Origin of the sequence: Algibacter lectus, assembly GCF_004368925.1 — a bacterium.
Lineage (GTDB): Bacteria > Bacteroidota > Bacteroidia > Flavobacteriales > Flavobacteriaceae > Algibacter > Algibacter lectus.
In genome coordinates this window covers 1,288,112-1,311,897 of record NZ_SORL01000007.1, presented here as the reverse complement: position 1 = coordinate 1,311,897, position 23,786 = coordinate 1,288,112, and the positions used below count along the sequence as shown (strand labels likewise).

The following is a 23,786-nucleotide window of genomic DNA, read 5'->3' as shown; positions in this document are numbered from 1 at the left end:
AATTAATACTTATAAAGATAGAGTGAAGGCTATTTTTGTTTGCATGACACGTAATGTTATTGATAAGCTATTACAGACGGCAACACAGGAGCAGAAATAAAAATTACTACTTGTTATAACAAGTCGTTCTATTCTAAAAAAGTATATATGATAAATCGGGTTTTTTGCAAACAGACTTTATTTCTTGTCCTGAGTTTAATAATGTTTCAAGGTTATGCTCAAAAAGAAGGGCAAGACAAGTCTAAAATTGTTGTGTCTACCTCTAGTCTAGAAAAGGACAGCGAAAGTGTTTTTGTGCGTTCGGAAAATAATTTGATGATCTATCCGGAAATGGATGGTTTAGAAGGCCGATTAGGTGAAAATATAAACGGGCCTTCGGTAATAAAAGTACCCGATTGGATTGAAAATCCTCTAGGTAAATACTATATGTATTTTGCGCATCATCATGGTAAGTTTATTCGGTTAGCTTATGCAAATTCGCCGGTTGGACCTTGGACTGTATATAAGCTAGGAGTGCTTCATATTGATAAAACAGCAGCTATTGGCCATATAGCTTCGCCAGATATTATTATAGATGAAGAAACGAAAACCATTAGAATGTATTTTCATGGATATAACAGAAATAAAGAAGGGCAAAAAACGTTTTTCAGCACGTCTAAAAATGGAATAGATTTCAAAGCATCCGATATCATACTGGGGCCTTCCTATTTTCGTGTTTTTAAATACAAATCGGAATATTATGCATTAGTAAAAGGTGCTTTTTATCGGTCTAAAGATGGTATGCAACCATTTGAGAAAGGTGCTTTAATTTTACCTAAAGCAAGACATACCGCTGTTAGCTTAAAAAAAGATAAGCTTGCTGTATTTTATTCCCAAAAAGGAGATGCACCAGAACGGATATTAAGTTGTGATGTTGATCTTTCTGAAGGTTCATGGAAAAGCTGGAAAGCTAACGAGGTTAAAGAAGTATTAAAACCAGAAATGGATTATGAAGGTGTAAATGTTCCTATTGAAAAATCGGTAAAAGGTTTTTCTAGAAAACCACTGCATGAGTTGAGAGATCCAGCTATTTTAAATGATAACAAAGATGTATACCTTTATTATTCAGTATCTGGAGAATTTGGAATTGGAGTTGCTAAACTCCTGAAAAGTAATTAAATATTATCTTCTGAACCAAATCGTTATAGTTGTTATTGATGGCTTGCTTTTTTAAGTTGCTTTTCAGCTAAATTAGGAGGGAAGTTTAAGAGAAACAAAATCGTACTAAGTGTCGCGTTAAGTAACTATCAAAAATTTAATACCCTTATTCAAATGTTAAATGTGATACCTTTGGCTTTATAATTATTACCAAACTACAATTGAAAGCAATTACAAAATACTGGTTTTTAGAAGATTTCAATCTTTTTAAGAAGCTTGGCACGTTCAATATGATGAAGATTGTTGAGATTCTAGAAATGGATAATATTGAAAAGGGAAAAGCTATTAACCTTAATGATGAGCATAAGAATAGTGTGTTCTTTCTAAAAAAAGGGAGTGTAAAAATTGTAAACAAAACGAACAACACTGTTAAGTATGTTTTAAAGCGTGGTAATATTTTTGGAGAACTTGCATTATATGATAAAAAAGCGGCAAGCGAAGAAATAGCTTATGCTTTAGAGGACTGTGTAATCTGCTACATAGAATCTGAACAGATGGAAGTGCTTATGGAAAAACATAAGTCTTTGAAAAATGGCGTGCTAAAAATTTACGGACTTCGAATTCAAAAACTAGAAAGAAGACTTCACAATTTGTTATACAAAGATAGTGTAACAAGAATTAAAGAATTTATTGCAGATTATCTAGAAGAGTTTGGTGAATCCAATGAAGGTGGGCATTTAACTGCTAAAAACTTACTTTCACATAAAGAGATTGCAAACCTTACAAATACCTCTAGACAAACAGTGAGTAATGTACTGAGTACAATGAGGAAAGAAGGGATAATAGATTATAATATCGAGTTTATTTCAAGTATAAAATAGTTGTTAGAATCTATTAACGTTTCTTGTATGAATTCGATATAGATTATACATCGGTAGGCGTAATAATTAGCTGTTAAACTTGGCTTTTGATACTGTTATTATATAGATTGTTACTTATTGTAACCTGTTAATTCATAGTGTTTTATTTTATCTGAAAGGAATTTTAACATATCTCGACAAACCCATAACTAACACATTAACAATTAAATGAAATTAACTAAAACTTTAGGGTATCTAGGCCTTATTGCTTCTATTCTTGTAGGTTTGGGCGAATACTTTTTACACTATTCACCCTCAATTTTAGAACATTCAGAAAATTATGAATTTTTCAAATTTGTAACATTAAATAATCTTACCGCAGGTCATTTCTTGGCCGTTATTGGATTGCCATTCTATTTTGCAGGATACATACATATATACCGAATGCTTAAATCGGGTAACGAAAATTTAGCTAGGCTAGTTCTTGCTATTGGGTTTGTAGCTTTTGCTGTAGGCGGTGTTTGGATTGGCTCTCGTGCTTCTATAGGTAATATTGTTCATTTAGAAGAAGCCATGGATGCTAAAACTTACCAAAATCTATTAGCGCATTATACAAATCACATGGAAGTGTTAGTGCAAGCGCTACGTGTTATTATAGCAACATTATCTGTTGTTTTTGCTATTGCTATTTTAAAAGGCGGTACATACTACCCAAAATGGATGGCAGTTTTCAACCCCATTGTAATACTTGTTTTATTAGTGGTTTTAGGTAAACTAATACCAGATTTAGGAAAACACATGCTACCTATTTTAATGAATGTCACTCATTTTATTCTTTTCGGATTATCATTATATCAATTTAATAAATACATTAAAAATCAAAAAAATGCTTAAAAAAATTCTAAAATACACAGGAATAGTTATCCTTTTACTAGTTGTACTCGTTCTTGGTTTTTTCTGGCGTGATTCAGTTTCAGATAAATACAACATCACAATAGAAGATAGTAAAATTCCTTTATTCGAGGACGTTGTAATCGATTTTAAACATCAATATAATGGTGATAAATCTTTACCAATTGCACCTTCTGCTTTAATAGATATTGATAACGATAATATAGATGAAGTCTTTTTTGGAGGTGGCATGTTTCAAGAAGATGCCATTTTTGCTTATCGCGATAATAAGTTTGTAGATATTTCTTCTGAAGTTAATTTACAGAAAAAAGGAAGTACTTTAACCACTGTTGGTGTTGTTTCTGCCGATTTTGATAACAATGGATTTACCGATGTTTTACTTGGTAGAGAAGATGGTTTAACAATCTATTATAATACCGACGGGAAATTTACCGCTAAAAAAATTGACACACCAATAAATGAAAAATCAACACCTGCAGGATTAACGGTTGGTGACATTGATAAAGATGGCGATTTAGATATTTTTATGGCAACCTATCTTAAAAAAGAGCTGATGGAAGGGCAAACCATTTTTGAAGATTACACTTATGGTTCCACAAGTGAATTACTTTTAAATACAGGCAACGAAAATTTTGTAAGTATCACTAAAGAAGCTGGTTTAGACTATGTTCACAACACGTTTCAAGGTGTTTTAGTTGATATTGATAACGATTCTTGGTTAGATTTAGTTGTGGTACATGATACGGGTGAAGCAAGAACTTATAAAAACAATGGCGACCTAACATACACGATGAAACCGAACCCGCTAACCAAAAAATTCGCCTACCCAATGGGGTTAGCAGTTGGAGATTATAATAATGATGGGTTGGTAGATTTTATGTTTTCGAATACCGGAAGTACGCTTCCTAGAGCGATTGCGAAAGGCGATATAAAAGATGCATCTTTATTTAATGAAAAATGGATTCTTTTTAAAAATGAAGGAAACTTTAAATTTACAGATACGGCGGAAGAGACTAAAATTGCAGATTACGAATTTTCTTGGGGTTGCACCTTTGCAGATATGAATAATGATGGTTTACAAGATTTAATGGTGGCCGAAAATTATGTCGATTTTGCTCCTAATAAACTTTTTAAACTGCCTAGTAGATTTTTAGTTCAAAAGGAAGATGGCACATTTGCACCAACAGAAGAAAAAAGTGGTGTTGTTAATCCGTATTACGCTATAACATCATTAGTAAGTGATTTTAATCAAGATGGGTATTTAGACATGATTTGGGTAAATATCGATTCACCATCTTTAGCCTACATCAATAAAGGAGGAACTAATAATTATTTGCAAGTAGACTTAGGAGAATCTGTAAATGCACAAGGAGCAAAAGTAACAGTAACTACGCCAACAAGAACGTTAACCGATTGGCTGGTAAGCGGAGAAGGTTTAGCTAGTGATCAAACGGCATTGCTTCAATTTGGATTAGGGAAAGAATCTACTGTTTTGAATATTAAAGTGCTTTTGGCAGACAATAGGGAGATTAGTATTGATAATCCGAAAATTAACTCGGTTATCGATTTAAAACCACAAGTTAAAGTTCAAGTTGCTCAAGAAATAGATGTAGATACAGAAACAATCGAAGAAAGTAAGTAAGAAATGAAGTTTATAAAACAATTACTAGGAAAAGGTAAACAAGAGACGATCAATGATTTATCTAAGGGCTATTGTCCTAATTGTTGGGGGCATCAAGAGTACGATAACCTCATAAGAGAAAAGTATGAAGATGCACAGATAAGTGTTAATAACCACAGTGCTAATTATGCCTTTGTACAGAATTTTATGGTAACACATCTAAATGGTATAAAATTAAAGAGCACAGTTAAAGGTACAGAATGCCCTACTTGTGTGGTTGTTAATAACAAATAATGCTAAAAAGAATTACATATTATGCTATTTTTGGTATACTCATAATAGGTGTATATGGAGCTGGCGGATTAGTTGTTGAAGAATTTAAAACAGGTGAAGGTTGCCCAAAAATAATGGGCCTCCCCATGTGTTTAGTTATTCTATTCTGTTTTCTTATTCCGTTAATAGTACATCTTTTAAAAAGGAAGAATATCGTATATTTTTTACTTACAGGCTTAGCAGGCAGTATTGCTTTAATAGCTTCAATCATGCAGTTTTTTGGTTATGCCAAATGCCCTAAAGCAGCTTCAGGAACACCAATGTGCTATTATTCATTATTACTTTTTAGTAGTTTAGTTGTGTTAAAAATAGTACATTCAAAAATGAAAGTTCAACAATAAAAAACATTAGTCATAACGCTATTTTAAAATAAAAAAATATGAATACAATAGATTTATATGGAGCAGATTGGTGCCCAGATTGCCAAAGAGCAAAAGCTTATTTAAAAGAAAATAATATTGATTTTAATTTTGTTGATGTTGATTTAGATAAAGAAGCAACAGCAAAAGTTGAAGATATTAACAAAGGTAAGCGTATTATACCAACCATTATTATTAACGAAAAGCCATATACCAATCCGGACAATAGTATTTTAGCAAGTGTATTAGGTATTAATGAGCAAGGCCGCGTTATTTTATACGGAGCAGATTGGTGTCCAGATTGCCAGAGAGCAAAAGGGTATTTACAAGATAATCATATTAATTTTCAATATATAGAAGTTGATAAATACACTTGGGCTGCCGACAAAGTAGAAGAAATTAATAATGGTAAACGTATTATTCCTACTCTGTTTATTGGCGATAAGAGCTATACAAATCCAGATAATTCAATCTTAAAAGAAGTTCTGAACATTGGTGAAGAATCTAAAAAAAAGGTATATGATAGTATTATTGTAGGTGCTGGTGCAGCAGGATTAACGGCTTCTATTTATATTCAACGGGATCGTTTTAGTTCTTTAATTCTTGAAAAAAAGAATATTGGAGGTAATGCTTTTTTAACTCAAAAAATAGAAAATTATCCTGGTTTTACGGAGATTTCTGGTCCAAAATTAATGCAACGTATGGCAGAACAAGCCAAGGTTTATGGTGCAACTATTGAAACGGGTGTTGAGGTGAAAAGTATTTCTAAAGACGGAAATTTATTCAATATAGATTCTAATATGGGCAAGTATCAAAGTAGATCTGTGGTATTAGCTTTAGGCTCTACATATAGAAAATTAGGAATTCCAAATGAAGAAGATTTAATAGGAGCAGGCATTCATTTTTGTGCAACTTGTGATGGTGCTTTTTATAGAGATAAAGAAGTTATCGTTATTGGTGGAGGAAATAGTGCTTTGGAAGAAGGTATATTTCTAGCAGGTTTTTGTAAAAAAGTAACTATTGTAAATCGCGGTGCGGCGTTTTCAGCTTCTGAAACTTATATTGAGAAATTACCATCAATAAAAAATATTGAAACACACCTTAATAAAGAATCATTAGCATTTATTAAAGATGAAAATGGAAACTTCAAAGGTTTAGAAGTAAAAGATAAAACGACTGGAGAAACGGAAGAGCTAACGGCAGATGGAGCTTTTATTTTTATAGGATTAATTCCAAATACAACGAGTGTAAAGGATAGTATTGAATTAAATGAAAGAGGCTTTATCACCACAACCGGCTTAGGAGAAACTAGTATGTCTGGTGTTTTTGCAGCAGGAGATTGTCGTGAGGGTGCCATTGCTCAAGTTGCTGCGGCTACAGGCGAAGGTGTGTTGGCAAGTTATGGTGTGCGAAATCATTTAAAATAAAATCATGGAAAACTGGCATTTACCAATTACAATTGTTCCGGGTTTGGGGTTACTTATTCTTTCTACCTCAAACCTAATGGTGACTTTGAGTAATGAAATAAGCGGAATGATTGAAAATTCTAAAAAGAAAGTAATTACAGCAAAAAAGTTAAAACAATTAAAGTTGCTTAATATGGCGATGGTGTTTTTCTATGTTGCTGTGGCACTTTTATTAGTTTCTGCTGTTATAAATGGTTTATATGAAGTTGGGAAAACTTCATTATATACTAGTGTTTTGGCTATTGTTTTCGCCCTCATCGGACTTATTTCTTTGGTAACCTTTTCCTTTAGGGCAGTAACAATTCGGCAAAATCAATTTCAGAACAAAATAGATTAAATCTGATATCTTATTATTAATTCAATGGGAAGTTTTACCTTACTATTGTTATTTTCGTAGCGAAATATTTTAATACCATCTAAATAAAATGTTCGAATCATTCAGTATTGTATTTACAATTTCAGCGCTTTTTAGCTACATTAATTATAAGTGGTTAAAATTACCAACAACTATTGGGCTAATGATTCTAAGCTTAATCTTAATCGTTCCAATAACGCTTAGCAAGACTGTTTTTCCTGAATTTTACAGATTTTTTTGTGATATCATTGTTAATGCAGATTTTAAAACATTATTACTTAATGGTATTTTAAGTTTTTTACTGTTTGCAGGAGCTCTGCATGTTAATCTTGCGGCGCTTACAAAAGAAAAAAAGTCAATATTTCTATTTGCCACTTTAGGTGTGCTAATATCTACATGTATAGTTGGTAGTTTAACCTTTTTTGGAGCGCAACTTATTGGTTTAGAGTTACCTTTTTTACATGCACTTTTATTTGGAGCATTAATATCTCCAACCGATCCAATTGCTGTTATGGCTATTTTAAAAGAAGCGAATATTGCTGAAAGTCTAGGTATTAAAATAGAAGGAGAGTCCTTGTTTAATGATGGTATTGGTGTTGTTGTGTTCTCTGGAATATTATTAATTGCGGCTGCTACGGGAGAACTTAGTAATACAGAGATTGGCACAGAAATAGGCATGTTGTTTTTAGAAGAAGCAGTAGGCGGGTTGTTCTACGGATTGGTAATTGGTTTTTTAGGATTAAAATGTATTCAATCTTTAAAAGAAAATCCTCAATTGGCCGTAATGATTACCCTTGCCGTAGTTATGGGTGGAACGGCTGGAGCTTTTTTAATGGAGGTTTCAGCACCATTAGCGATGGTTGTTGCCGGATTATTTATAGGAAATAAAATTCATGTTAATGAAGATAAGAACCCAATACAAAAAGCAATTAGTTCCTTTTGGGAAATTCTAGATGATGTTTTTAATGGTATTTTATTTGTGCTAATTGGGCTCGCCATTCATTTACTGAATATTAATACAAGTTATTTTTTATTAGGCATTCTTGCTATTCTAATTGTACTTCTAGCTCGCTTTATTTCTGTGTTTTTGCCTTATTCCCTCCTAAAGCATGAGGAAACAAAACCAATGAAAACCGTTGCCGTTTTAACTTGGGGAGGATTGCGAGGTGGTATTTCTATTGCATTAGCTTTAAGTTTGGGTGAAGAACTTTCGGGAGGTTTAATACTTCATATCACTTATATTATTGTATTCTTTTCCATTATAGTTCAAGGATTGACTATTGGTAAAGTTGTCAAAAAAATCTACTCTTAACACTTCAGTTTTTATAAATTTTAATATGAACAACAAACAAAAGGAAAAAGCAGAAAACAAATATTTAATGGAAGAATTAAATATTGATAAAGACGCTTTAAAACAATTAAAAAAGAAATTGGCTAAAGTCGCTCCAAGGTCTGAGCGAGGTGTAGAAACGTTGTTTAGGTTATTGTCTAAAAATCAGTATACTTTAAATACAATGATTGATACCAAATCGAACATTTTAATATCTATAAACGCTTTAATTTTGTCGTTAATATTAGGGACGGTAATGAGTCAGTTAAGTAATGACCCACATCTCATTTTTCCTATAGTCATGATATTATTCACCAATTTGGCCTCTATTACTTTTGCCATTTTAGCAACACGACCAGAACTTGCTCATGGAAAAAATGAAACGAAAAATTTAATGTTTTACGGCAATTTTCAAGATATGGAAGAAGATGAATATGTTGAAAATATTACCAATTTAATGAATGAAGGGGATGAGCTTTATAAAACCATTGCAAAAGATACCTATCATTTAGGAAAAACGATTGATCGTAAATTTAAGCTCCTTCGCAAATCGTTTAATATTTTTTTAATTGGTATTATTTTATCCGTGATTGCATTTGTTTTGTGCCATGCTTTGTTTGGCGGATTGATGTAGTTTTTAATAAGAGAAGAGTGACTTTTTTAATATTAGCCAAAACATAAAGTGCTTAAGTAAATATTGTTAGAGTTTTTTAAATTTATGGCGCTTTTAATTAGAAAATAATAAATTAATTAAAATCAATTTCTCCAAAGTATGATTTTAAATGAAAGTCTGGTTTTTCTGATTTTATGGGGGTCCAACTTATGTAATGAGGTTTAGAAAGATCATCTCCACATTTATAAAAATTTGCTCTTGCTTTTAGTTTTTCGAAAGATTTTATGGTGCTAAATGCAAAAGTTTTTAAAGGAATTTTAATATATAATTTCCAATTAAATGTGGTTAAATCATGTTGATTTATTCGTTTTATTTTCGTTTTCACTTTAATTAAATCTATTGTTTCGATGTCGATTAATTGTCTTTGATATCTGTCTAGACCATAGCCGAATAATATGGTTCCCAGGGGGTTAAACTCAAAATTATAATAGCTTGGGTCATCTTGAAGGCTAATGAAGAATTCGACGCAGCTATCTTTGCAAACAGGATCGTTGTGATTAAGGTACCTAGCTGCCATTTCAAGTTCGATAACATCGTAGTGTAAATAAATATTTTTATTATCATGAGCTATTTTGAAGCGTATATGCTCAGGTCCATTAGGTGTTTCCCATGAGTATTGGTCTATATTATGGTAGTCAATAAATTTAAAAACTTTTTTTAAACTTGTTTTTTTATTTAAAGATTTAGATATATCTGGTACTACTAGTTTATTTTTCAATGACTCTTTTATTTAAAGAACGAAACTAATTAATTTTAGTAACTAATTATTGTTTTTTTTTATATAAATTGAGTTGCGTTACCGTAATTTTAGTTTGTATTCAAGATTAAGGAGAATGTTATTTTTAACAATGAGTAATATTTTAAGATGAAAGTAAGTTTTATAGTCCTTTTGGGGTTAATGAATGTTTTAGTAAAAAGATATAGTTTAATTTTGCTGTTAAATTAGAGTGAAATAAGTTTCGAGATAGTATAAAAGTTAAGTATGGATAATGATGAGCGCGTAATAGGTATTAAAGATGTAGCTAAAGCGGCTAACGTAGCATTGGCAACGGTAGATCGTGTAATACATAATCGTGCAGGTGTAAGCCTTAAAACAAAAGAAAAGGTTCTAAAGGTAATAAAACAAATGGGGTACAAGCCAAATATTATGGCTAGTAATCTGTCTAAAAGCAAGAAAATTGTAATAGGAGTTTTGTTGCCTAATATTTCTGAAGGTTCTGGTTATTGGGAGTTTCCAATGCAAGGAATTTTAAAAGCTAAAAAAGAATTAGCTCAATATAATATCAAGATTAAGACATATACCTTCAAGCAAGATAATAGCAAGGAAATTAGAAAAAAAATATTAGAATTGATTAATAGTGATATCCAGGGTTTGGTTTTAACTTCTAAGTTTGCTGATGAGATTGAAATTTTATTAGACGATTGTAAACAAAAGAATCGTCCATATGTTTTTATTGATTCCAACGTTAGAAAAATAGATTCACTATGTAGTATTCATCAACCGTTATTTGAAAGTGGGGAATTAGCAGCTCAGTTATTTAATTATTGTTTTGATCGAGGAGAAATTCTAATTCTACACTTAAAAAAGACCATGGATACAGAGGGTATAATAGGTCTAAAAGAAAAAGGTATGAATGCGTATTTAAATGAGAAAAATAACGCTATAACTACCAAGTCACTTGTTTTAACAGATTTTAATGAAGATGCCATAAGTGATATTTTATTTAAAACTTTAGAAGATAATCCACTTATTAAAGGTGTTTTTATCCCTAATTCGAAAGTGGCGTACATCGCAAAATATTTTGAAAAGCGGGCTGGTGATAAAATATATCTTATTGGATATGATTTTTTTAGAGAAGATGTTGAATATATGGAGAAAGAAATTATAGATTTTCTTATTTGTCAACGCCCGGAAGAACAGGGGTATCAAGCTGTTTTTAAGTTGTTTGAGCATCTTGTGCTGAAGAAAGAAGTTGAAAAAGAAATCATAATGCCTTTAGATATTATAACAAAGAAGAATTATAAATATTATTAAATAATTACGTTCTTTTTTTTAAACATGCTAGGTTAGTATGTTTTTTTTTATATTTTTGAGGTACGTTACCGTAAATTGAGGCATTGATTGTTAACTAATAAAAATTAAAACGCACATGACGCTACAGCTATTAGATTGGATTGTAATTATTATATTTTTCTTAATAATGGTAGCTATTGGAGTTTGGGCACATTATAAAAATAAAGACTCTGGAGATTATTTTACAGCAGGTGGCAATTTGCCATGGTGGTTATCTGGTATTTCTCACCATGTTTCTGGTTACAGCGGAGCTGTGTTTGTGGCTTATGCGGGATTAGCCTATACCCATGGATTTTCAATTTATGTATGGTGGGCCATGACGGTTGGTATTTCAATTTTAGTTACAATAAATATATTTCCGGTGCGCTGGGTGAGATTACGACAGAGAATCGGGATCCAATCGCCTTTAGAATACCTCGCTATAAGATATGGTGTAAAAACTCAGCAAGTAATAGCTTGGAGTGGTGTTGTTTTAAAACTGTTTGATGTTGCTGCTAAATGGGCAGCTATTGCTATTTTATTAAAAGTATTTACAGGTGTTCCTATTCTTTATGGGGTACTTTTTTCTGGTGGTATTTCTATTGTGTATATAACTATTGGAGGATTATGGGCTGTAACTGTTAGTGATTTTATTCAGTTTATAGTTCAAATCGGAGCTGGAATTGTTATGTTCTTTGCTGCAACATCTAAATTAGGTGGTATAAATTCTGTTTTTACTATTTGGGATCAATTACCGGCCAAAAACAGTGAGCCTTTTACTGAGCCTTATACCGTTGGTTTTGCCTTGGCTTTCTTATTTATAAATATGTTGAGTTATAATGGTGGTACATGGAATTTAGCCACAAAGTACATTTCCTCTCCCGATGAAAGGAATACAAAAAGAGCAGCGATACTGTCGGGGGTATTATATCTTATCTGGCCTTTAATATTGTTTTTCCCTATGTGGGCAGCACCTATTTTGTTACCAAATTTGAATGATCCTACAGAATCTTATGGGCTTTTAACCATCACGCTATTACCAAAAGGGATGATAGGTTTGGTGTTGGCGTCTATGTTTGCAACCACCATGTCTATGACTTCTAGCGACGCAAATACTATTTCAGCAGTAATAACAAGAGATATATTACCACTTCACTTTAAAAGGTTTAATGTTAATGCGTCTGTTAATCCGTTGATTGTAGCACGAAAAGTAACATTTATATTCATCTTTTTTACAATCTTGATAGCAACACAATATGAATCTTTCGGTGGTATATTGGGGCTTATAGTAACTTGGTTTGCTGCACTTGTAGGGCCTATTGCAGTACCTATGTTGTTAGGGATGCTTCCGTTATTCAGAAAAAGTGGATCTACAGCTGCTTTGGTCTCCATTTTTGGAGGTCTGACGAGTTTTGCTTTAATTAAAATCTTCTCTATAAGTCTACCTTTTGCACTAGAGATAAGTTTGCCTCTAATAGTATCCGTTTTCTTATATATCCTTTTTGGCTTTATAAATCGAAAAGTAGAAGTAGCTCCAGAAGTCTTAAAGTTGCTAGAATCTATTGATAAAAAATTTGAAAATTAAATTTTAATAATTCTGAAAAAATAATGAAAGAAAGTATTAATTGTGTTGACTGTATTTCGAACGAATTAATTCAAATAGTAATTGATGATAATTTATTAGTTTCAAAAACAAAAGGTGAAACCAAAGATTCTGAAACTATCTTTTTTGGTCCTGGTTTATTTGATCTTCAAATAAATGGGTTTTCTGGAGTCGATTTCAATACGTTTCCTATTATTGAAAAGGATTTTATTAAGGTGATTAATAAACTTTCAAAAGAAGGTGTTTTGTCCTTTTTTCCAACGGTTATTACAAATTCAGATGAGAATATTATTAATCTTTTAAAAAATATAAATGAACTGTGTTTACAAAACCCTTTAATAGCGTCTTACGTTACTGGAATTCATTTGGAAGGTCCTTTTATTTCCCCTGTAAAGGAGGCTTCTGGGGCGCATTCTAAAGATTATATTAAGGCGCCCGATTGGGAACTGTTTCAAGCATTTCAAAAAGCCTCAGGAAATAGAATTAAAATAATAACATTAAGTCCGGAATGGGACAATTCAGCAGATTTTATTGCAAAGTGTGCAGCACATAATATTATTGTTTCAATTGGACATACAGTGGCAAGCAATGCGCAAATAGACGCTGCCGTTAAGGCGGGAGCGACCATGTCTACGCATCTTGGTAATGGAGCTCCTTTATCGCTTCATAGAAATTCAAATATTATTTTAGATCAATTAGCAAATAATAAACTAACACCAAGTATTATAGCCGATGGATTTCACTTGCCTGATAATTTTTTGAAAATAGTACTTAATGTTAAAAAAGAGAATGTTATTCTAGTGAGCGATTCTACCATGTTTGCAGAGATGGAGACAGGTGTTTATCATACGCATATTGGAGGTAAAGTAAAGTTGGAAAAAGGAGGGAGGCTTTCTACTTTTAAAAACGAAAATGTTTTAGCAGGCTCAGCTGTTTCTTTACTTGATTGCATTAATACACTTTTTTCAAAAAGTATATTGAATTTGGCAGAAGTATGGTCTTTAGCTTCGATAAAACCTAAAAATTTGGTTGATTTACCTGATAACACAGAGGACTTTGTTTTGTTTAAATTGAAAAATAATTCCATATCTATTCTAAGTGTTTTTAAGTCAGGAAAACAAATTTTTATAAAAAATTAATATTTGAAATATAGTTTAACAAATTAATCAATTTTATAAAGTTACTTATGAAAGAATCTACCAAATCAAATACACTAATTCCAATTATTGTTATAGCAAGTTTGTTTTTTATTTTCGGATTTGTTACTTGGATAAATGGTGCGTTAATCCCTTTCATGAAGACTATTAATGAGCTTACAGATGCTCAATCGTATTTGGTAGCTTCAGCCTCGTATATTTCCTTCGTAGTTATGGCATTACCAGCTTCATGGATTTTAAATAAAATAGGTTACAAAAAAGGGATGTCTTTAGGTTTGGTAATAATGGCTATTGGTGCCTTAGTGTTTATACCTGCTGCGGAAGCTAGAACGTATTGGTTATTTTTAACAGGAATTTTTATACAAGGTATTGGTATGACCTTGTTGCAAACTGCTGCCAACCCCTATATCACGATATTAGGGCCTATAGATAGTGGCGCTAAACGTATCGCAATTATGGGTATAGCCAATAAAGTAGCAGGAGCTTTGGGGTCTATTATATTTGGGGCATTATTACTATCAGGTATCGACGAAGTAAAAGAAAAATTAGGTAAGGCTTCTTTAGAAGAGAAACAAGTACTTCTAGATACTATGGCTGATAGTGTTTTTATGCCTTATTTAATAATGTCGATAGTTCTATTTATTTTAGGTATTCTAATTAGAAAAGCTCCATTACCAAATGTAGAAGCAACCCAAGAAGAATTATCTGATGAGGATGGTGCAGTAAAAACCAATATTTTTCAATTTCCTCACTTATGGTTGGGGGTGCTTACCTTGTTTGTTTATGTTGGAGCAGAGGTTATTGCAGGTGATACCATTATAGCTTATGGTATTTCTTTAGGTTTTCCTGCAGCCGATGCTAAGTTTTTTACCACGCTTACTCTATTTGCTATGGTTTGTACCTATGCTATAGGAGTTTTGTTAATTCCTAAATATTTAAAACAAGGCACTGCCCTTAAAATAAGTGCGGTATTAGGTGTCGTTTTTAGTATATGTATTTTATCAACAACAGGTTTTAGGTCTGTTTTATTTGTTGCAGCCTTGGGGATTTCTAATGCTTTGGTTTGGCCTGCGGTATGGCCGTTAACCTTAGCGGGATTGGGTAAGTTTACTAAAATAGGCTCAGCTTTATTAATTATGGCTATTTCCGGAGGAGCTATCATTCCTCCACTATATGGCAGAATGGTAGATGCCAATAAGTATGAACTCATTACAAATGGAGTCAATGAAGTAGACGCTTTGGCAACAGCCTCAACAAATAGTTATTGGATATTAATTCCCTGCTATGTATTAATTCTATTTTTTGCATTATGGGGACACAAATATAAAAGTTGGTCAAAACAATAAAATAAAAAAAACAAGCATGTTAAAGAGTAATACAGACAAAGCAACAGGCTTTGAAAAAAGATTTGAGAACATCGGAACGATTGTTTTTGAAAACTCAACTATGGCATCAAAAGCTGTAGCCAAAGAAATTGCCGATTTAATAAAAGTTAAACAATCTCAAAAGCAACCTTGTATTTTAGGTTTGGCAACAGGAAGTTCGCCTAAAGGATTATATGCAGAGCTAGTTCGTTTACATAAAGAGGAGGGTTTGAGTTTTAAAAATGTAGTATCATTTAATTTGGATGAATATTATCCAATGGAGCCAGATTCTATTAATAGCTACGTGCGGTTTATGAAAGAGCAATTATTTAATCATGTAGATATTTTACCGGAAAATTATAATATACCTGATGGATTATTATCTAAAGAAGCTATTGCAGGTTATTGTGATGCCTACGAGGCAAAAATAGAAGCTCTAGGAGGTATCGATTTACAGATTTTAGGTATTGGTGGTAATGGCCATATAGGGTTTAATGAATCGGGATCACTTCAAAATTCAAAAACGCGTTTAGTAGCCTTAGATCATATTACCAGAGTAGCAGCAAGTGGCGATTTTTCAGGCTTAAATAACACCCCTAGAACAGCTATTACTTTAGGTGTTAAAAAAATAATGGAAGCGAAAAGAGTAATTCTAATGGCTTGGGGTGAAGGTAAATCTAATATTATAAAAGCCTCGGTAGAAGATACGGTTACCAACTTGGTGCCTGCTTCTTATTTGCAAGAGCACAATAATGCAACCTTCGTGTTGGATAATGCGGCGGCATCGAAACTAACACGTGTTAACAGCCCATGGTTAGTTGAAAAAATTGTTTGGACCGATAGACTAATTAGAAAAGCCGTTTTAAATTTAGCCTTAGATTTAAAGAAGCCTATTTTAATGCTTACTGATGCCGATTATATAGAAAACGGTATGAGCGATTTATTAGCAGATTCGGGGCCTGCCTACGACATAAATATTAGTATATTTAATAAACTTCAAAATACCATTACGGGTTGGCCAGGTGGCAAACCTAATGCAGACGATAGTAAACGTCCAGAACGTGCCGAACCTGCAAAAAAACGAGTGCTTATTTTTAGTCCACATCCAGATGATGATATCATAAGTATGGGAGGAACATTTAAACGTTTACAGGAACAAGGGCATGAAGTGCATGTAGGGTACCAAACTTCAGGAAATATTGCTGTAGCTGATGATGAAGCTTTGCGTTTTGCTAGTTTTGTATGTGATTATAACGATAAGTTTGGAATAGAAAATACAGAAGCGAGCGCCATTTATAAAAAAGCTGCTAAGTTTTTAAAGAATAAAAAATCTAGTGAAATTGATACTGCCGAAGTGCGTTATATCAAAGGATTGATACGTAAAGGAGAAGCGCGTGCTACATGCCATTTTGTTGGTATCCCAGACGAACAGATACACTTTATGGAATTGCCATTTTATGAAACTGGGGCGATAAAAAAGAACCCAATTGGTATCGCAGATGTAAAAATAACTTCAGATTTAATTGAAAAAATAAAGCCTCACCAAATATATGCTGCTGGTGATTTGGCCGATCCACACGGCACTCATAAAGTTTGTTTAGATGCTATTTTTGAAGCTGTAAAGCAATTAAAACCTAAAACGTTTATGAACGATTGCTGGGTATGGCTATACCGGGGAGCATGGCAAGAGTGGGGTATAGATGAAATTGAAATGGCAGTACCTATGGGGCCAGATCAAGTACTTGAAAAACGTAAAGGAATTTTTAAACACCAATCTCAAAAAGATGGGGTGGTATTTCAGGGGAATGATAGTCGAGAGTTTTGGCAACGTGCAGAAGATAGAAACCGAGAAACTGCCGATATATATCACCAATTGGGTTTATCTCATTATGCTGCGATGGAGGCATTTGTGAGGTGGGAGTATTAAACTAGTGATACGGCTTTTAAGTTTAGCATAGGCAAATTAAATTGTAAACGTTTGCATTTTTCTATTTTAAATTGTCTATTGTATTTGTTTCTGGAAATTAGCTATTTATAAAAAAAAAATGATAAAAAAAATAACATTTATTCTTATTTTAACCGTTTCTGTCGTTAGAGCGCAAGCGCCAACGGTTGGGTTGCTCTTTTCAGATAGTAATGTATCGGAAGGTTACACACTATTTTCCCCAGAAGTAAACAATAGTGTGTATTTAATTAATAACTGTGGTGAAAAGGTAAATGAATGGACTTTTACGGAGTTTCCAGGAGCAACCTGTTATTTGTTAGAAAATGGAACATTATTAAGAGCAGGTAAAAATAAGTTAGAAATTAGAGGCTGGGATAATACAGTACTATGGAACTATGAGATGAATGCCAATGGGCTAAATCAACACCATGATATTGAACCACTTCCAAATGGAAATGTTTTATGCATAGTTAGAGATAGTTATTCTAATACAGAGATTATTGCTCAAGGAAAAGACCCTCTTAAAGTTGATCAAGTTATTGACTTAGATAAAATAGTTGAATTAAAACCTATTGGAACTAACCAAGCTGAAATTGTTTGGGAATGGAAATTTATAGACCATATCATTCAAGATTATGATAGTTCAAAAGCGAATTTTGGTGTTATTGAAAACCATCCCGAACGTATTGATATAAACTATGTAGATTCTAATATTGAAAGTTTGGATAGAGGTTATACGCATGTAAATGGGATTGATTATAATGCAAATCTTGATCAAATTATTATCTCTGCACGAAATTTAAATGAAATTTATATTATTGATCATAATACCACAACTGCTGAGGCTGCGGGACATGCTGGAGGTTATTCAAATCTAGGAGGCGATTTATTGTGGAGGTGGGGTAACTCTAGAGTTTACAAACAAGGCGGAGTTGAAGATCAAAAACTATTTTCGCAACATGATGTAAAATGGGTAGAGCCTGGGTATTTGGATGAAGGTAAAATATCTGTTTTTAGTAATGGAAGTGATCAAACTAGAGCTTACAGCACAGTCCATTTATTAGATACTGAGATTTCTGGTAATACGTACACTAAAGAGAATAATACATTTAAACCATTAGATTTTAACTGGTCGTGGAGTGGTGATATATTAGAAAAACCCATGTACGAAACAATAAAATCTGGAGCACATAGCCTTCCAAATGGGAACTTTATAATCTGTCAAAGTTCTTTAGGGCAGGTATCTGAAATTACAAAAGCTGGTGAGCACATATGGACTTATAAAAATCCATCTGGGAATAGTATATTTAATCAATTTGATAATATTTCTCAAAATTTCAACCCAATATTTAGAGCCGAAAAATATTCTAGTAATTATATAGGGCTTTCGGGCAAAGACTTAACACCCAGGGGATTTATTGAAAATGAAAATTCTCTTTCCAGCGCTTGTGCAACTTTAAGCGTAGCTCAAATTGAAATCGATAATATTAGGGTAACCAACCCGGTTACTGGTCATGTTCTAAAATTCAACCAAAAAATAGAACTCGATGCATTAAGAATAATAGATATAAATGGGAGAGTAGTATTCTCATCTAAAAATTTCTCGAATGATCATGCGTTGATAAATACTCAATCAGGTTTTTATCTTATTGAATTTGAAAAAGAAAAAATTATCAAACGAATAAAAATTATAGTCAACTGATTTTTTTATCATTAGAAACTATATAACTGTTGAACTCATTTTGTAAAAGTCATTCATGTTCTTAGTCTAATACTCTTCAATATATAATATGGTTACTAGTAGTAAATAGGGGGTAAATGGATAAAAATCAATACTCTGAAGCTCCTAAAAAACTACCAAACCCTTCAAAATATCAATTTTATAGATTTCTTAAATTCTTTATCTAAAAATTTCAATTACTTAATTAATCGTATCAATAAATTCACATTCCACAATCGTTTGCATTTTTTAATACTTTAATTATAACTAAAAAGTGATATTTATGAATTATTGTCACAGTTTATTGATTTTAGTGTGTTAAATGTTAAGATTTTTGTTAAAATATTTTATGCAAACGTTTGCATTGAATTTAATTTTAGCTATATTTGGAAAACTAATTCTCAATAACAAATTTTAATTCATGAAAAAACTAACGAAAAAACCTTTTCTCGGTCTATGGAAATGGAAGAGTAAAACAATTTTGGCGTTGCTTGCTATTTGTTTTTCTACAGCTCATATGTATTCTCAGAATATGACTGTTTCCGGTAAGATCACCGATGAAATAACAGGAGAGTCTTTGTTTGGAGTAAATATTATTCTAAAAGGCTCAATTAGAGGCGTGTCATCAGATATGAGTGGTGTTTACAGCATAGGTGATGTTTCTCCTAACGATGTTTTACTGTTCACATATTTAGGATATGTTGATATGGAACTTAAAATTGGTAGCGAAAATGAAATTAACGTCGCTTTATCTCCCGCCATTGATGAACTTGATGAGTTGGTAATAGTTGGTTATGGAGTTAAAAAGAAAAGAAATTTAACGGGTTCTATAGTTTCTATAAGTAGTGACGATATTGGCGAATCTAATTTACAAGATCCTATATCTGCAATACAAGGTAGAGCTGCTGGAGTTCAAGTTGTTTCTAATTCAGGTGCTCCAGGAGGAGGGATGTCTATAAAGGTGAGAGGAAATTCGTCTTTAAACTCTGGAAATACACCGCTTTATGTTGTTGATGGTGTTCCAATAGAGTCTAATTCTTTATCAACTTTAAATGGTACTGAAAATTTTGGTTTAAATCCATTAGCTGATATAAACCCTAATGATATTCAATCTATTGAAATATTGAAAGATGCGGCATCCACAGCTATTTATGGTTCTCGTGCTGCAAATGGAGTTGTATTAATAACCACTAAACGTGGGAAATCTGGAAAAGCACAAGTTGATATTAATATTTCGACTGGTATCAGTAGTTTAACTCGTAAACTAAGTGTTTTAAATGCGAGCCAATATAGAGATGCGGTTATTGATTCTTACAGGAATATGGATAACCCAACGCAACCTAATGCTATTGTTATAGATTCTTTAAACCCTAGAAATAGTGGAGATGTAGATTGGCAAGATGAAGTGCTTAGAATTGCACCTCAGCATAAAATTGATTTTGCTGTACGTGGTGGAACAGATGATGTTAAGTATTCGTGGAGTTCTTCTTTTTTAGATCAGGACGGAATTATTTTAAATTCAAATTACCAAAGAGTTACGTCTCGTTTGAATGTTGATTTTAAAGTTTCAGACAAATTTACTTTTGGTCAAAGTATATCTTATACAAATGGCATTAATAAAAGAATTAATGCTGCTGGTGCTAATAACCTAAGTATTATAAGAGAATTATTGGTTCGTCCCCCAACTTTTGCTATATATCTACCAGATGGTTCGTATAATGGATATCAATTTGGTAGAAGAAACCCAGTTGGTCTAGCAGAACTTGCCACAAACCTTAATAAGAGTAATCGTATTATAGGAAATCAATATGTTGAATATAATATTGTAAAAGGATTGAAGCTGCGTAGTAACGTTAATTTGGATTATGTTTCTATGAAAGAAGATAAATTTCTTCCTTCAACGCTAGATTATCGAGCAGGTTACAATAGCGGTGAGGTTCGTGCTATAAATAATTTAACTTGGGGTAATGAAACCTTTTTAACATTGGATAAACAGTTTGGAGAAAATCATAATTTTGGAGCTCTAGCCGGTATGAGTTTTCAAAATTGGCAATATGAAAGAACGGGATTAGATGGTATGTTCTTTTCTAGCGATAATATAACAACGTTAAATGGAGCAGGAACTATTTCTAATCAAGATGTAAACATCACAACAGAACATTCATTACTATCTTATTTTGGAAGATTGTCTTATGATTATAAAGGGAAATATTTGTTTGAAGCAAACCTTCGTGCAGATGGCTCTTCAAGGTTTGGTGAAGATAAAAGATTTGGGTATTTTCCATCGGCTTCTTTAGCATGGCGTTTTTCAGACGAGAATTTCTTTAAGAATATAGAAGTTGTAAATGATGCCAAAATACGTTTAAGTGTTGGGCAAACAGGTAATGAGTCTATTGGTAACTATACGGCACAAGGAGAGTTTGCTGTTGGTGCTAATTATTTAGATTTTTCTGGAGCTGCGCCATCAGTAATGCCAAACTCTGGTTTATCATGGGAAACAACAACACAATATAATGCTGGTTTAGATTTGTCTTTCTTAAAAAATAGAATAACATTCAATGCAGATGTATATTTAAAAGTTACCGAAGATTTACTTTATAATGTTCCAATACCAAGAACGACAGGGTTTTCTTATGTAACGCAAAACATTGGAAGTATTGAAAATAAAGGAATAGAATTATCGCTTAACTCACGTAATTTAGTTGGTGAATTTAAATGGGATACTGGATTTAATATTAGTTCTAACCGCAACCAAATTACAGAGCTACCTGAAGATTTATTAACAAATGGTTTTATTCAAAACGGTAGCTACCATATTTTACAAGAAGGCAGTCCAATAGGAACGTTTTATGGTTGGAAATTTAATGGCGTTTACTCACGAGATGAAGACAACATTAATCAAGTTACCAATGGTGCTTTAGGTGCTGTGTTTGAAGGTGGAGATCCTATTTGGGAAGATGTTGATGGTAACAATATTATAGATAATAATGATAGACAAGTTATTGGAGATGCTACGCCAGATTTCTTTGGAGGGATTACAAATAATTTCTCTTATAAAGGCATTAGTTTAGGTGTGTTTTTTCAGTTTTCTTACGGAAACGATATATATAGTGAGATAAATCATCAGCGAAATTCTATTGTAAGATATAACAACTTATCTACAGATGCATTAAACAGATGGAGAGAACAAGGTGATGTTACAGATTTTCCAAAACCAGTTCAAGACGATCCTTTACAATCGGATAGTAGAATTCAAAGCCGTTGGGTTGAAGATGGATCTTATATAAAACTTAAAAATATAAATTTAAAGTATAATTTCCCTGATCCTGTAGTTTCTAATCTAGGCCTAAGAAAGGTGGAAGTTTACGCTTCTGCACTTAATGTTATTACTTGGACAAAATATACTGGTTTCGATCCTGATGTTAATTCTTACAGTGGTTTAAGAGAAGGAGTAGACGAGGGGTCTTACCCACAAAGTCGTACCATCATGTTAGGTTTAAATATTGGATTTTAAAATAAAAATATTATGAAATACATAAAAAATATTATAGGAATAGGGTTTCTTGCTTGTCTTGCGGTATCCTGTTCAGAACAAATTTTAGAAAAGGATCCAGTAAGTAGTTTTTCTGGTCAAGGATTTTATCAAACATCTAGTGATGCTCAGGCCGGCGTTTATGGTATTTATGATGCATTACAATCTACATTCCGTATTAACTTTTCTTATTGGGGAGAGGGACGTGCCGATGCAGTAAATACAAATCATTCTGGCAATCCATTAGCGTTACAACAAAACACACTTAGTCAAGATATTTCATCTGCAAGTTGGAATAATATTTATGAAACTATTAGTCGTGCAAATTACGCTATTAAATATATACCAGGTGTCTTCGCTGGTGAAAGTGAATTTAGTTTACAGCTTATTGCTCAAGCTAGAGCCTTAAGAGCAATCTCTTATTTCTATGCTGTTAGAGTATGGGGAGATGTTCCATTAATTACCGAGCCTTACGAAAGTGTTGATCAACAATTTTTTATTTCAAAAACAGATCAAGAATTAGTACTCGATCAAATTGTTGAAGATTTTATTTTTGCAAGTGAAAACTGTAGAGATAATTTTTCGGGAGATAATACCAGAATACTCTTAACAAAAGGTGCTGCACACGCATTTCTTACCCAAGTGTACATGTGGAGAAAGGAATATGCAAATGCTATTGAATCTGCTGAAAAAGTAATAGACAACAGTCTGTATTCATTAGTGCCTATAAATGATTGGTCTAGAATATTTACTTCAGGATACTCTAATGAAAGTATTTTTGAAGTAGGTTATAATGATGTGCAAACCAATTCCTTACGTGTTTTGTATGCTATTGGTGCAGATAGTGATTATTTCCCAAGTGAATCCTTTAGAGATACGTTTGAAGATGACGATTTAAGAAAAGATCTTATTTGGGATACTACAGAGGAAAACCCACGAAAAATATGGAAATTTTTTGGAGAAGGTTTTAGCGATGAAAGTGCAGACCCGTCGGCTAATAATATTGTTCTTGTGAGGTTAGCAGATATTATGCTTTTAAAAGCAGAAGCTCATAATCAATTAAATGAAACCACTGAGGCTCTTAATTTATTAAATACTATAAGAAAAAGAGCAGGCATTACAGAACTAACGCTAGCTGATGCAAACGGCTTATATGGTGATTTAGAATCAGCAATATTACATGAAAGATTAATTGAATTATCCTTTGAAGGGCATCGTTGGTTCGATTTAGTTCGTACCGGAAAAGCAATAAGCACCATGAATCCAATTAACGGATTAAGTGACGAGGCAAATCTTGTTTGGCCTATTCATGAAGATGCGATAAATAGAAATCCTAGTTTAGAACAGAATGATTTTTATAAATAAT

General features: G+C 32.6%; 19 protein-coding genes. 18 read left to right on the top strand and 1 reads right to left on the bottom strand.

The annotated features are described in order from the left end of the window. Window positions 1–201 precede the first annotated feature (201 nt). From DFQ06_RS06100 to DFQ06_RS06055, 10 genes are all read left to right on the top strand, one after another. The gene (locus tag DFQ06_RS06100; protein ID WP_206672766.1) at window positions 202–1,158 is read left to right on the top strand and encodes a glycoside hydrolase family protein; all 957 of its coding nucleotides are present in this window, start codon (window positions 202–204) and stop codon (window positions 1,156–1,158) included. Window positions 1,159–1,358: 200 nt separating this feature from the next. Next, window positions 1,359–2,018 (top strand): Crp/Fnr family transcriptional regulator, encoded by a 660-nt coding sequence (locus DFQ06_RS06095; RefSeq protein ID WP_042499009.1) that lies wholly within the window; start codon window positions 1,359–1,361, stop codon window positions 2,016–2,018. Between the two features lie 207 nt (window positions 2,019–2,225). Beyond that, the gene (locus tag DFQ06_RS06090; RefSeq protein ID WP_133966687.1) at window positions 2,226–2,891 is read left to right on the top strand and encodes a DUF6796 family protein; all 666 of its coding nucleotides are present in this window, start codon (window positions 2,226–2,228) and stop codon (window positions 2,889–2,891) included. After that, window positions 2,884–4,551, top strand: coding sequence for a CRTAC1 family protein (locus DFQ06_RS06085; protein ID WP_133966686.1), 1,668 nt, complete (start codon window positions 2,884–2,886; stop codon window positions 4,549–4,551). The genes DFQ06_RS06090 and DFQ06_RS06085 overlap by 8 nt, the downstream gene beginning before the upstream one ends. Before the next feature lie 3 nt (window positions 4,552–4,554). Continuing rightward, window positions 4,555–4,824 carry a hypothetical protein gene (locus DFQ06_RS06080; protein WP_133966684.1) on the top strand — a complete coding sequence of 90 codons (270 nt, stop codon included), beginning with the start codon at window positions 4,555–4,557 and terminating at the stop codon, window positions 4,822–4,824. Continuing rightward, entirely contained in the window at window positions 4,824–5,204 is a 381-nt protein-coding gene (locus DFQ06_RS06075; RefSeq protein WP_133966683.1) for a hypothetical protein, read from the top strand. Before DFQ06_RS06080 ends, DFQ06_RS06075 begins: the two co-directional genes overlap by 1 nt. Before the next feature lie 38 nt (window positions 5,205–5,242). Further along, the gene (locus DFQ06_RS06070) at window positions 5,243–6,649 is read left to right on the top strand and encodes an FAD-dependent oxidoreductase (RefSeq protein ID WP_133966681.1); all 1,407 of its coding nucleotides are present in this window, start codon (window positions 5,243–5,245) and stop codon (window positions 6,647–6,649) included. Window positions 6,650–6,653: 4 nt separating this feature from the next. After that, window positions 6,654–7,025, top strand: coding sequence for a hypothetical protein (locus DFQ06_RS06065; protein WP_042504565.1), 372 nt, complete (start codon window positions 6,654–6,656; stop codon window positions 7,023–7,025). A gap of 88 nt (window positions 7,026–7,113) precedes the next feature. Next, window positions 7,114–8,355, top strand: a complete 1,242-nt coding sequence (locus tag DFQ06_RS06060) for a cation:proton antiporter (protein ID WP_133966680.1) — start codon at window positions 7,114–7,116, stop codon at window positions 8,353–8,355. A 25-nt stretch (window positions 8,356–8,380) separates the two neighbouring features. After that, window positions 8,381–9,007 carry a Pycsar system effector family protein gene (locus DFQ06_RS06055; protein ID WP_133966679.1) on the top strand — a complete coding sequence of 209 codons (627 nt, stop codon included), beginning with the start codon at window positions 8,381–8,383 and terminating at the stop codon, window positions 9,005–9,007. Window positions 9,008–9,119: 112 nt separating this feature from the next. On the opposite strand, the gene DFQ06_RS06050 is transcribed toward DFQ06_RS06055, so the two are convergent. Beyond that, the gene (locus DFQ06_RS06050; RefSeq protein ID WP_074935687.1) at window positions 9,120–9,764 is read right to left on the bottom strand and encodes a carbohydrate-binding family 9-like protein; all 645 of its coding nucleotides are present in this window, start codon (window positions 9,762–9,764) and stop codon (window positions 9,120–9,122) included. 264 nt (window positions 9,765–10,028) lie between these two features. On the opposite strand from DFQ06_RS06050, the gene DFQ06_RS06045 reads away from it, so the two are divergent. The 8 genes from DFQ06_RS06045 (at window position 10,029) to DFQ06_RS06010 (ending at window position 23,785) form a co-directional block, all read left to right on the top strand. After that, entirely contained in the window at window positions 10,029–11,081 is a 1,053-nt protein-coding gene (locus DFQ06_RS06045; protein WP_074935686.1) for a substrate-binding domain-containing protein, read from the top strand. Window positions 11,082–11,196: 115 nt separating this feature from the next. Then, the gene (locus DFQ06_RS06040; RefSeq protein WP_074935685.1) at window positions 11,197–12,684 is read left to right on the top strand and encodes a sodium:solute symporter family protein; all 1,488 of its coding nucleotides are present in this window, start codon (window positions 11,197–11,199) and stop codon (window positions 12,682–12,684) included. Window positions 12,685–12,707: 23 nt separating this feature from the next. Continuing rightward, on the top strand, window positions 12,708–13,841 hold the full coding sequence (locus tag DFQ06_RS06035) for an N-acetylglucosamine-6-phosphate deacetylase (protein ID WP_074935684.1): 1,134 nt from the start codon (window positions 12,708–12,710) through the stop codon (window positions 13,839–13,841). A 47-nt stretch (window positions 13,842–13,888) separates the two neighbouring features. Continuing rightward, window positions 13,889–15,205 (top strand): sugar MFS transporter, encoded by a 1,317-nt coding sequence (locus DFQ06_RS06030; protein ID WP_074935683.1) that lies wholly within the window; start codon window positions 13,889–13,891, stop codon window positions 15,203–15,205. Between the two features lies 1 nt (window position 15,206). Continuing rightward, entirely contained in the window at window positions 15,207–17,150 is a 1,944-nt protein-coding gene (gene nagB / locus DFQ06_RS06025; protein WP_262709880.1) for a glucosamine-6-phosphate deaminase, read from the top strand. Between the two features lie 118 nt (window positions 17,151–17,268). Further along, the gene (locus DFQ06_RS06020) at window positions 17,269–18,870 is read left to right on the top strand and encodes an aryl-sulfate sulfotransferase (protein WP_133966676.1); all 1,602 of its coding nucleotides are present in this window, start codon (window positions 17,269–17,271) and stop codon (window positions 18,868–18,870) included. Window positions 18,871–19,309: 439 nt separating this feature from the next. Further along, window positions 19,310–22,402 carry a SusC/RagA family TonB-linked outer membrane protein gene (locus DFQ06_RS06015; RefSeq protein ID WP_133966671.1) on the top strand — a complete coding sequence of 1,031 codons (3,093 nt, stop codon included), beginning with the start codon at window positions 19,310–19,312 and terminating at the stop codon, window positions 22,400–22,402. Window positions 22,403–22,414: 12 nt separating this feature from the next. Continuing rightward, window positions 22,415–23,785, top strand: coding sequence for a RagB/SusD family nutrient uptake outer membrane protein (locus DFQ06_RS06010; protein WP_133966670.1), 1,371 nt, complete (start codon window positions 22,415–22,417; stop codon window positions 23,783–23,785). Window position 23,786 lies beyond the last annotated feature (1 nt).

Excerpts from the sequence above, each read along its gene's own strand:
- DFQ06_RS06100 (WP_206672766.1), top strand. The coding sequence starts at position 202 with ATGTTTCAAGGTTATGCTCAAAAAGAAGGGCAAGACAAGTCTAAAATT.
- DFQ06_RS06080 (WP_133966684.1), top strand. The coding sequence starts at position 4,555 with ATGAAGTTTATAAAACAATTACTAGGAAAAGGTAAACAAGAGACGATC.
- DFQ06_RS06015 (WP_133966671.1), top strand. The coding sequence starts at position 19,310 with ATGAAAAAACTAACGAAAAAACCTTTTCTCGGTCTATGGAAATGGAAG.
- DFQ06_RS06065 (WP_042504565.1), top strand. The coding sequence starts at position 6,654 with ATGGAAAACTGGCATTTACCAATTACAATTGTTCCGGGTTTGGGGTTA.
- DFQ06_RS06030 (WP_074935683.1), top strand. The coding sequence starts at position 13,889 with ATGAAAGAATCTACCAAATCAAATACACTAATTCCAATTATTGTTATA.
- DFQ06_RS06010 (WP_133966670.1), top strand. The coding sequence starts at position 22,415 with ATGAAATACATAAAAAATATTATAGGAATAGGGTTTCTTGCTTGTCTT.
- DFQ06_RS06090 (WP_133966687.1), top strand. The coding sequence starts at position 2,226 with ATGAAATTAACTAAAACTTTAGGGTATCTAGGCCTTATTGCTTCTATT.
- DFQ06_RS06055 (WP_133966679.1), top strand. The coding sequence starts at position 8,381 with ATGAACAACAAACAAAAGGAAAAAGCAGAAAACAAATATTTAATGGAA.
- DFQ06_RS06020 (WP_133966676.1), top strand. The coding sequence starts at position 17,269 with ATGATAAAAAAAATAACATTTATTCTTATTTTAACCGTTTCTGTCGTT.
- DFQ06_RS06040 (WP_074935685.1), top strand. The coding sequence starts at position 11,197 with ATGACGCTACAGCTATTAGATTGGATTGTAATTATTATATTTTTCTTA.
- DFQ06_RS06070 (WP_133966681.1), top strand. The coding sequence starts at position 5,243 with ATGAATACAATAGATTTATATGGAGCAGATTGGTGCCCAGATTGCCAA.
- DFQ06_RS06085 (WP_133966686.1), top strand. The coding sequence starts at position 2,884 with ATGCTTAAAAAAATTCTAAAATACACAGGAATAGTTATCCTTTTACTA.
- DFQ06_RS06045 (WP_074935686.1), top strand. The coding sequence starts at position 10,029 with ATGGATAATGATGAGCGCGTAATAGGTATTAAAGATGTAGCTAAAGCG.
- DFQ06_RS06075 (WP_133966683.1), top strand. The coding sequence starts at position 4,824 with ATGCTAAAAAGAATTACATATTATGCTATTTTTGGTATACTCATAATA.
- DFQ06_RS06060 (WP_133966680.1), top strand. The coding sequence starts at position 7,114 with ATGTTCGAATCATTCAGTATTGTATTTACAATTTCAGCGCTTTTTAGC.
- DFQ06_RS06035 (WP_074935684.1), top strand. The coding sequence starts at position 12,708 with ATGAAAGAAAGTATTAATTGTGTTGACTGTATTTCGAACGAATTAATT.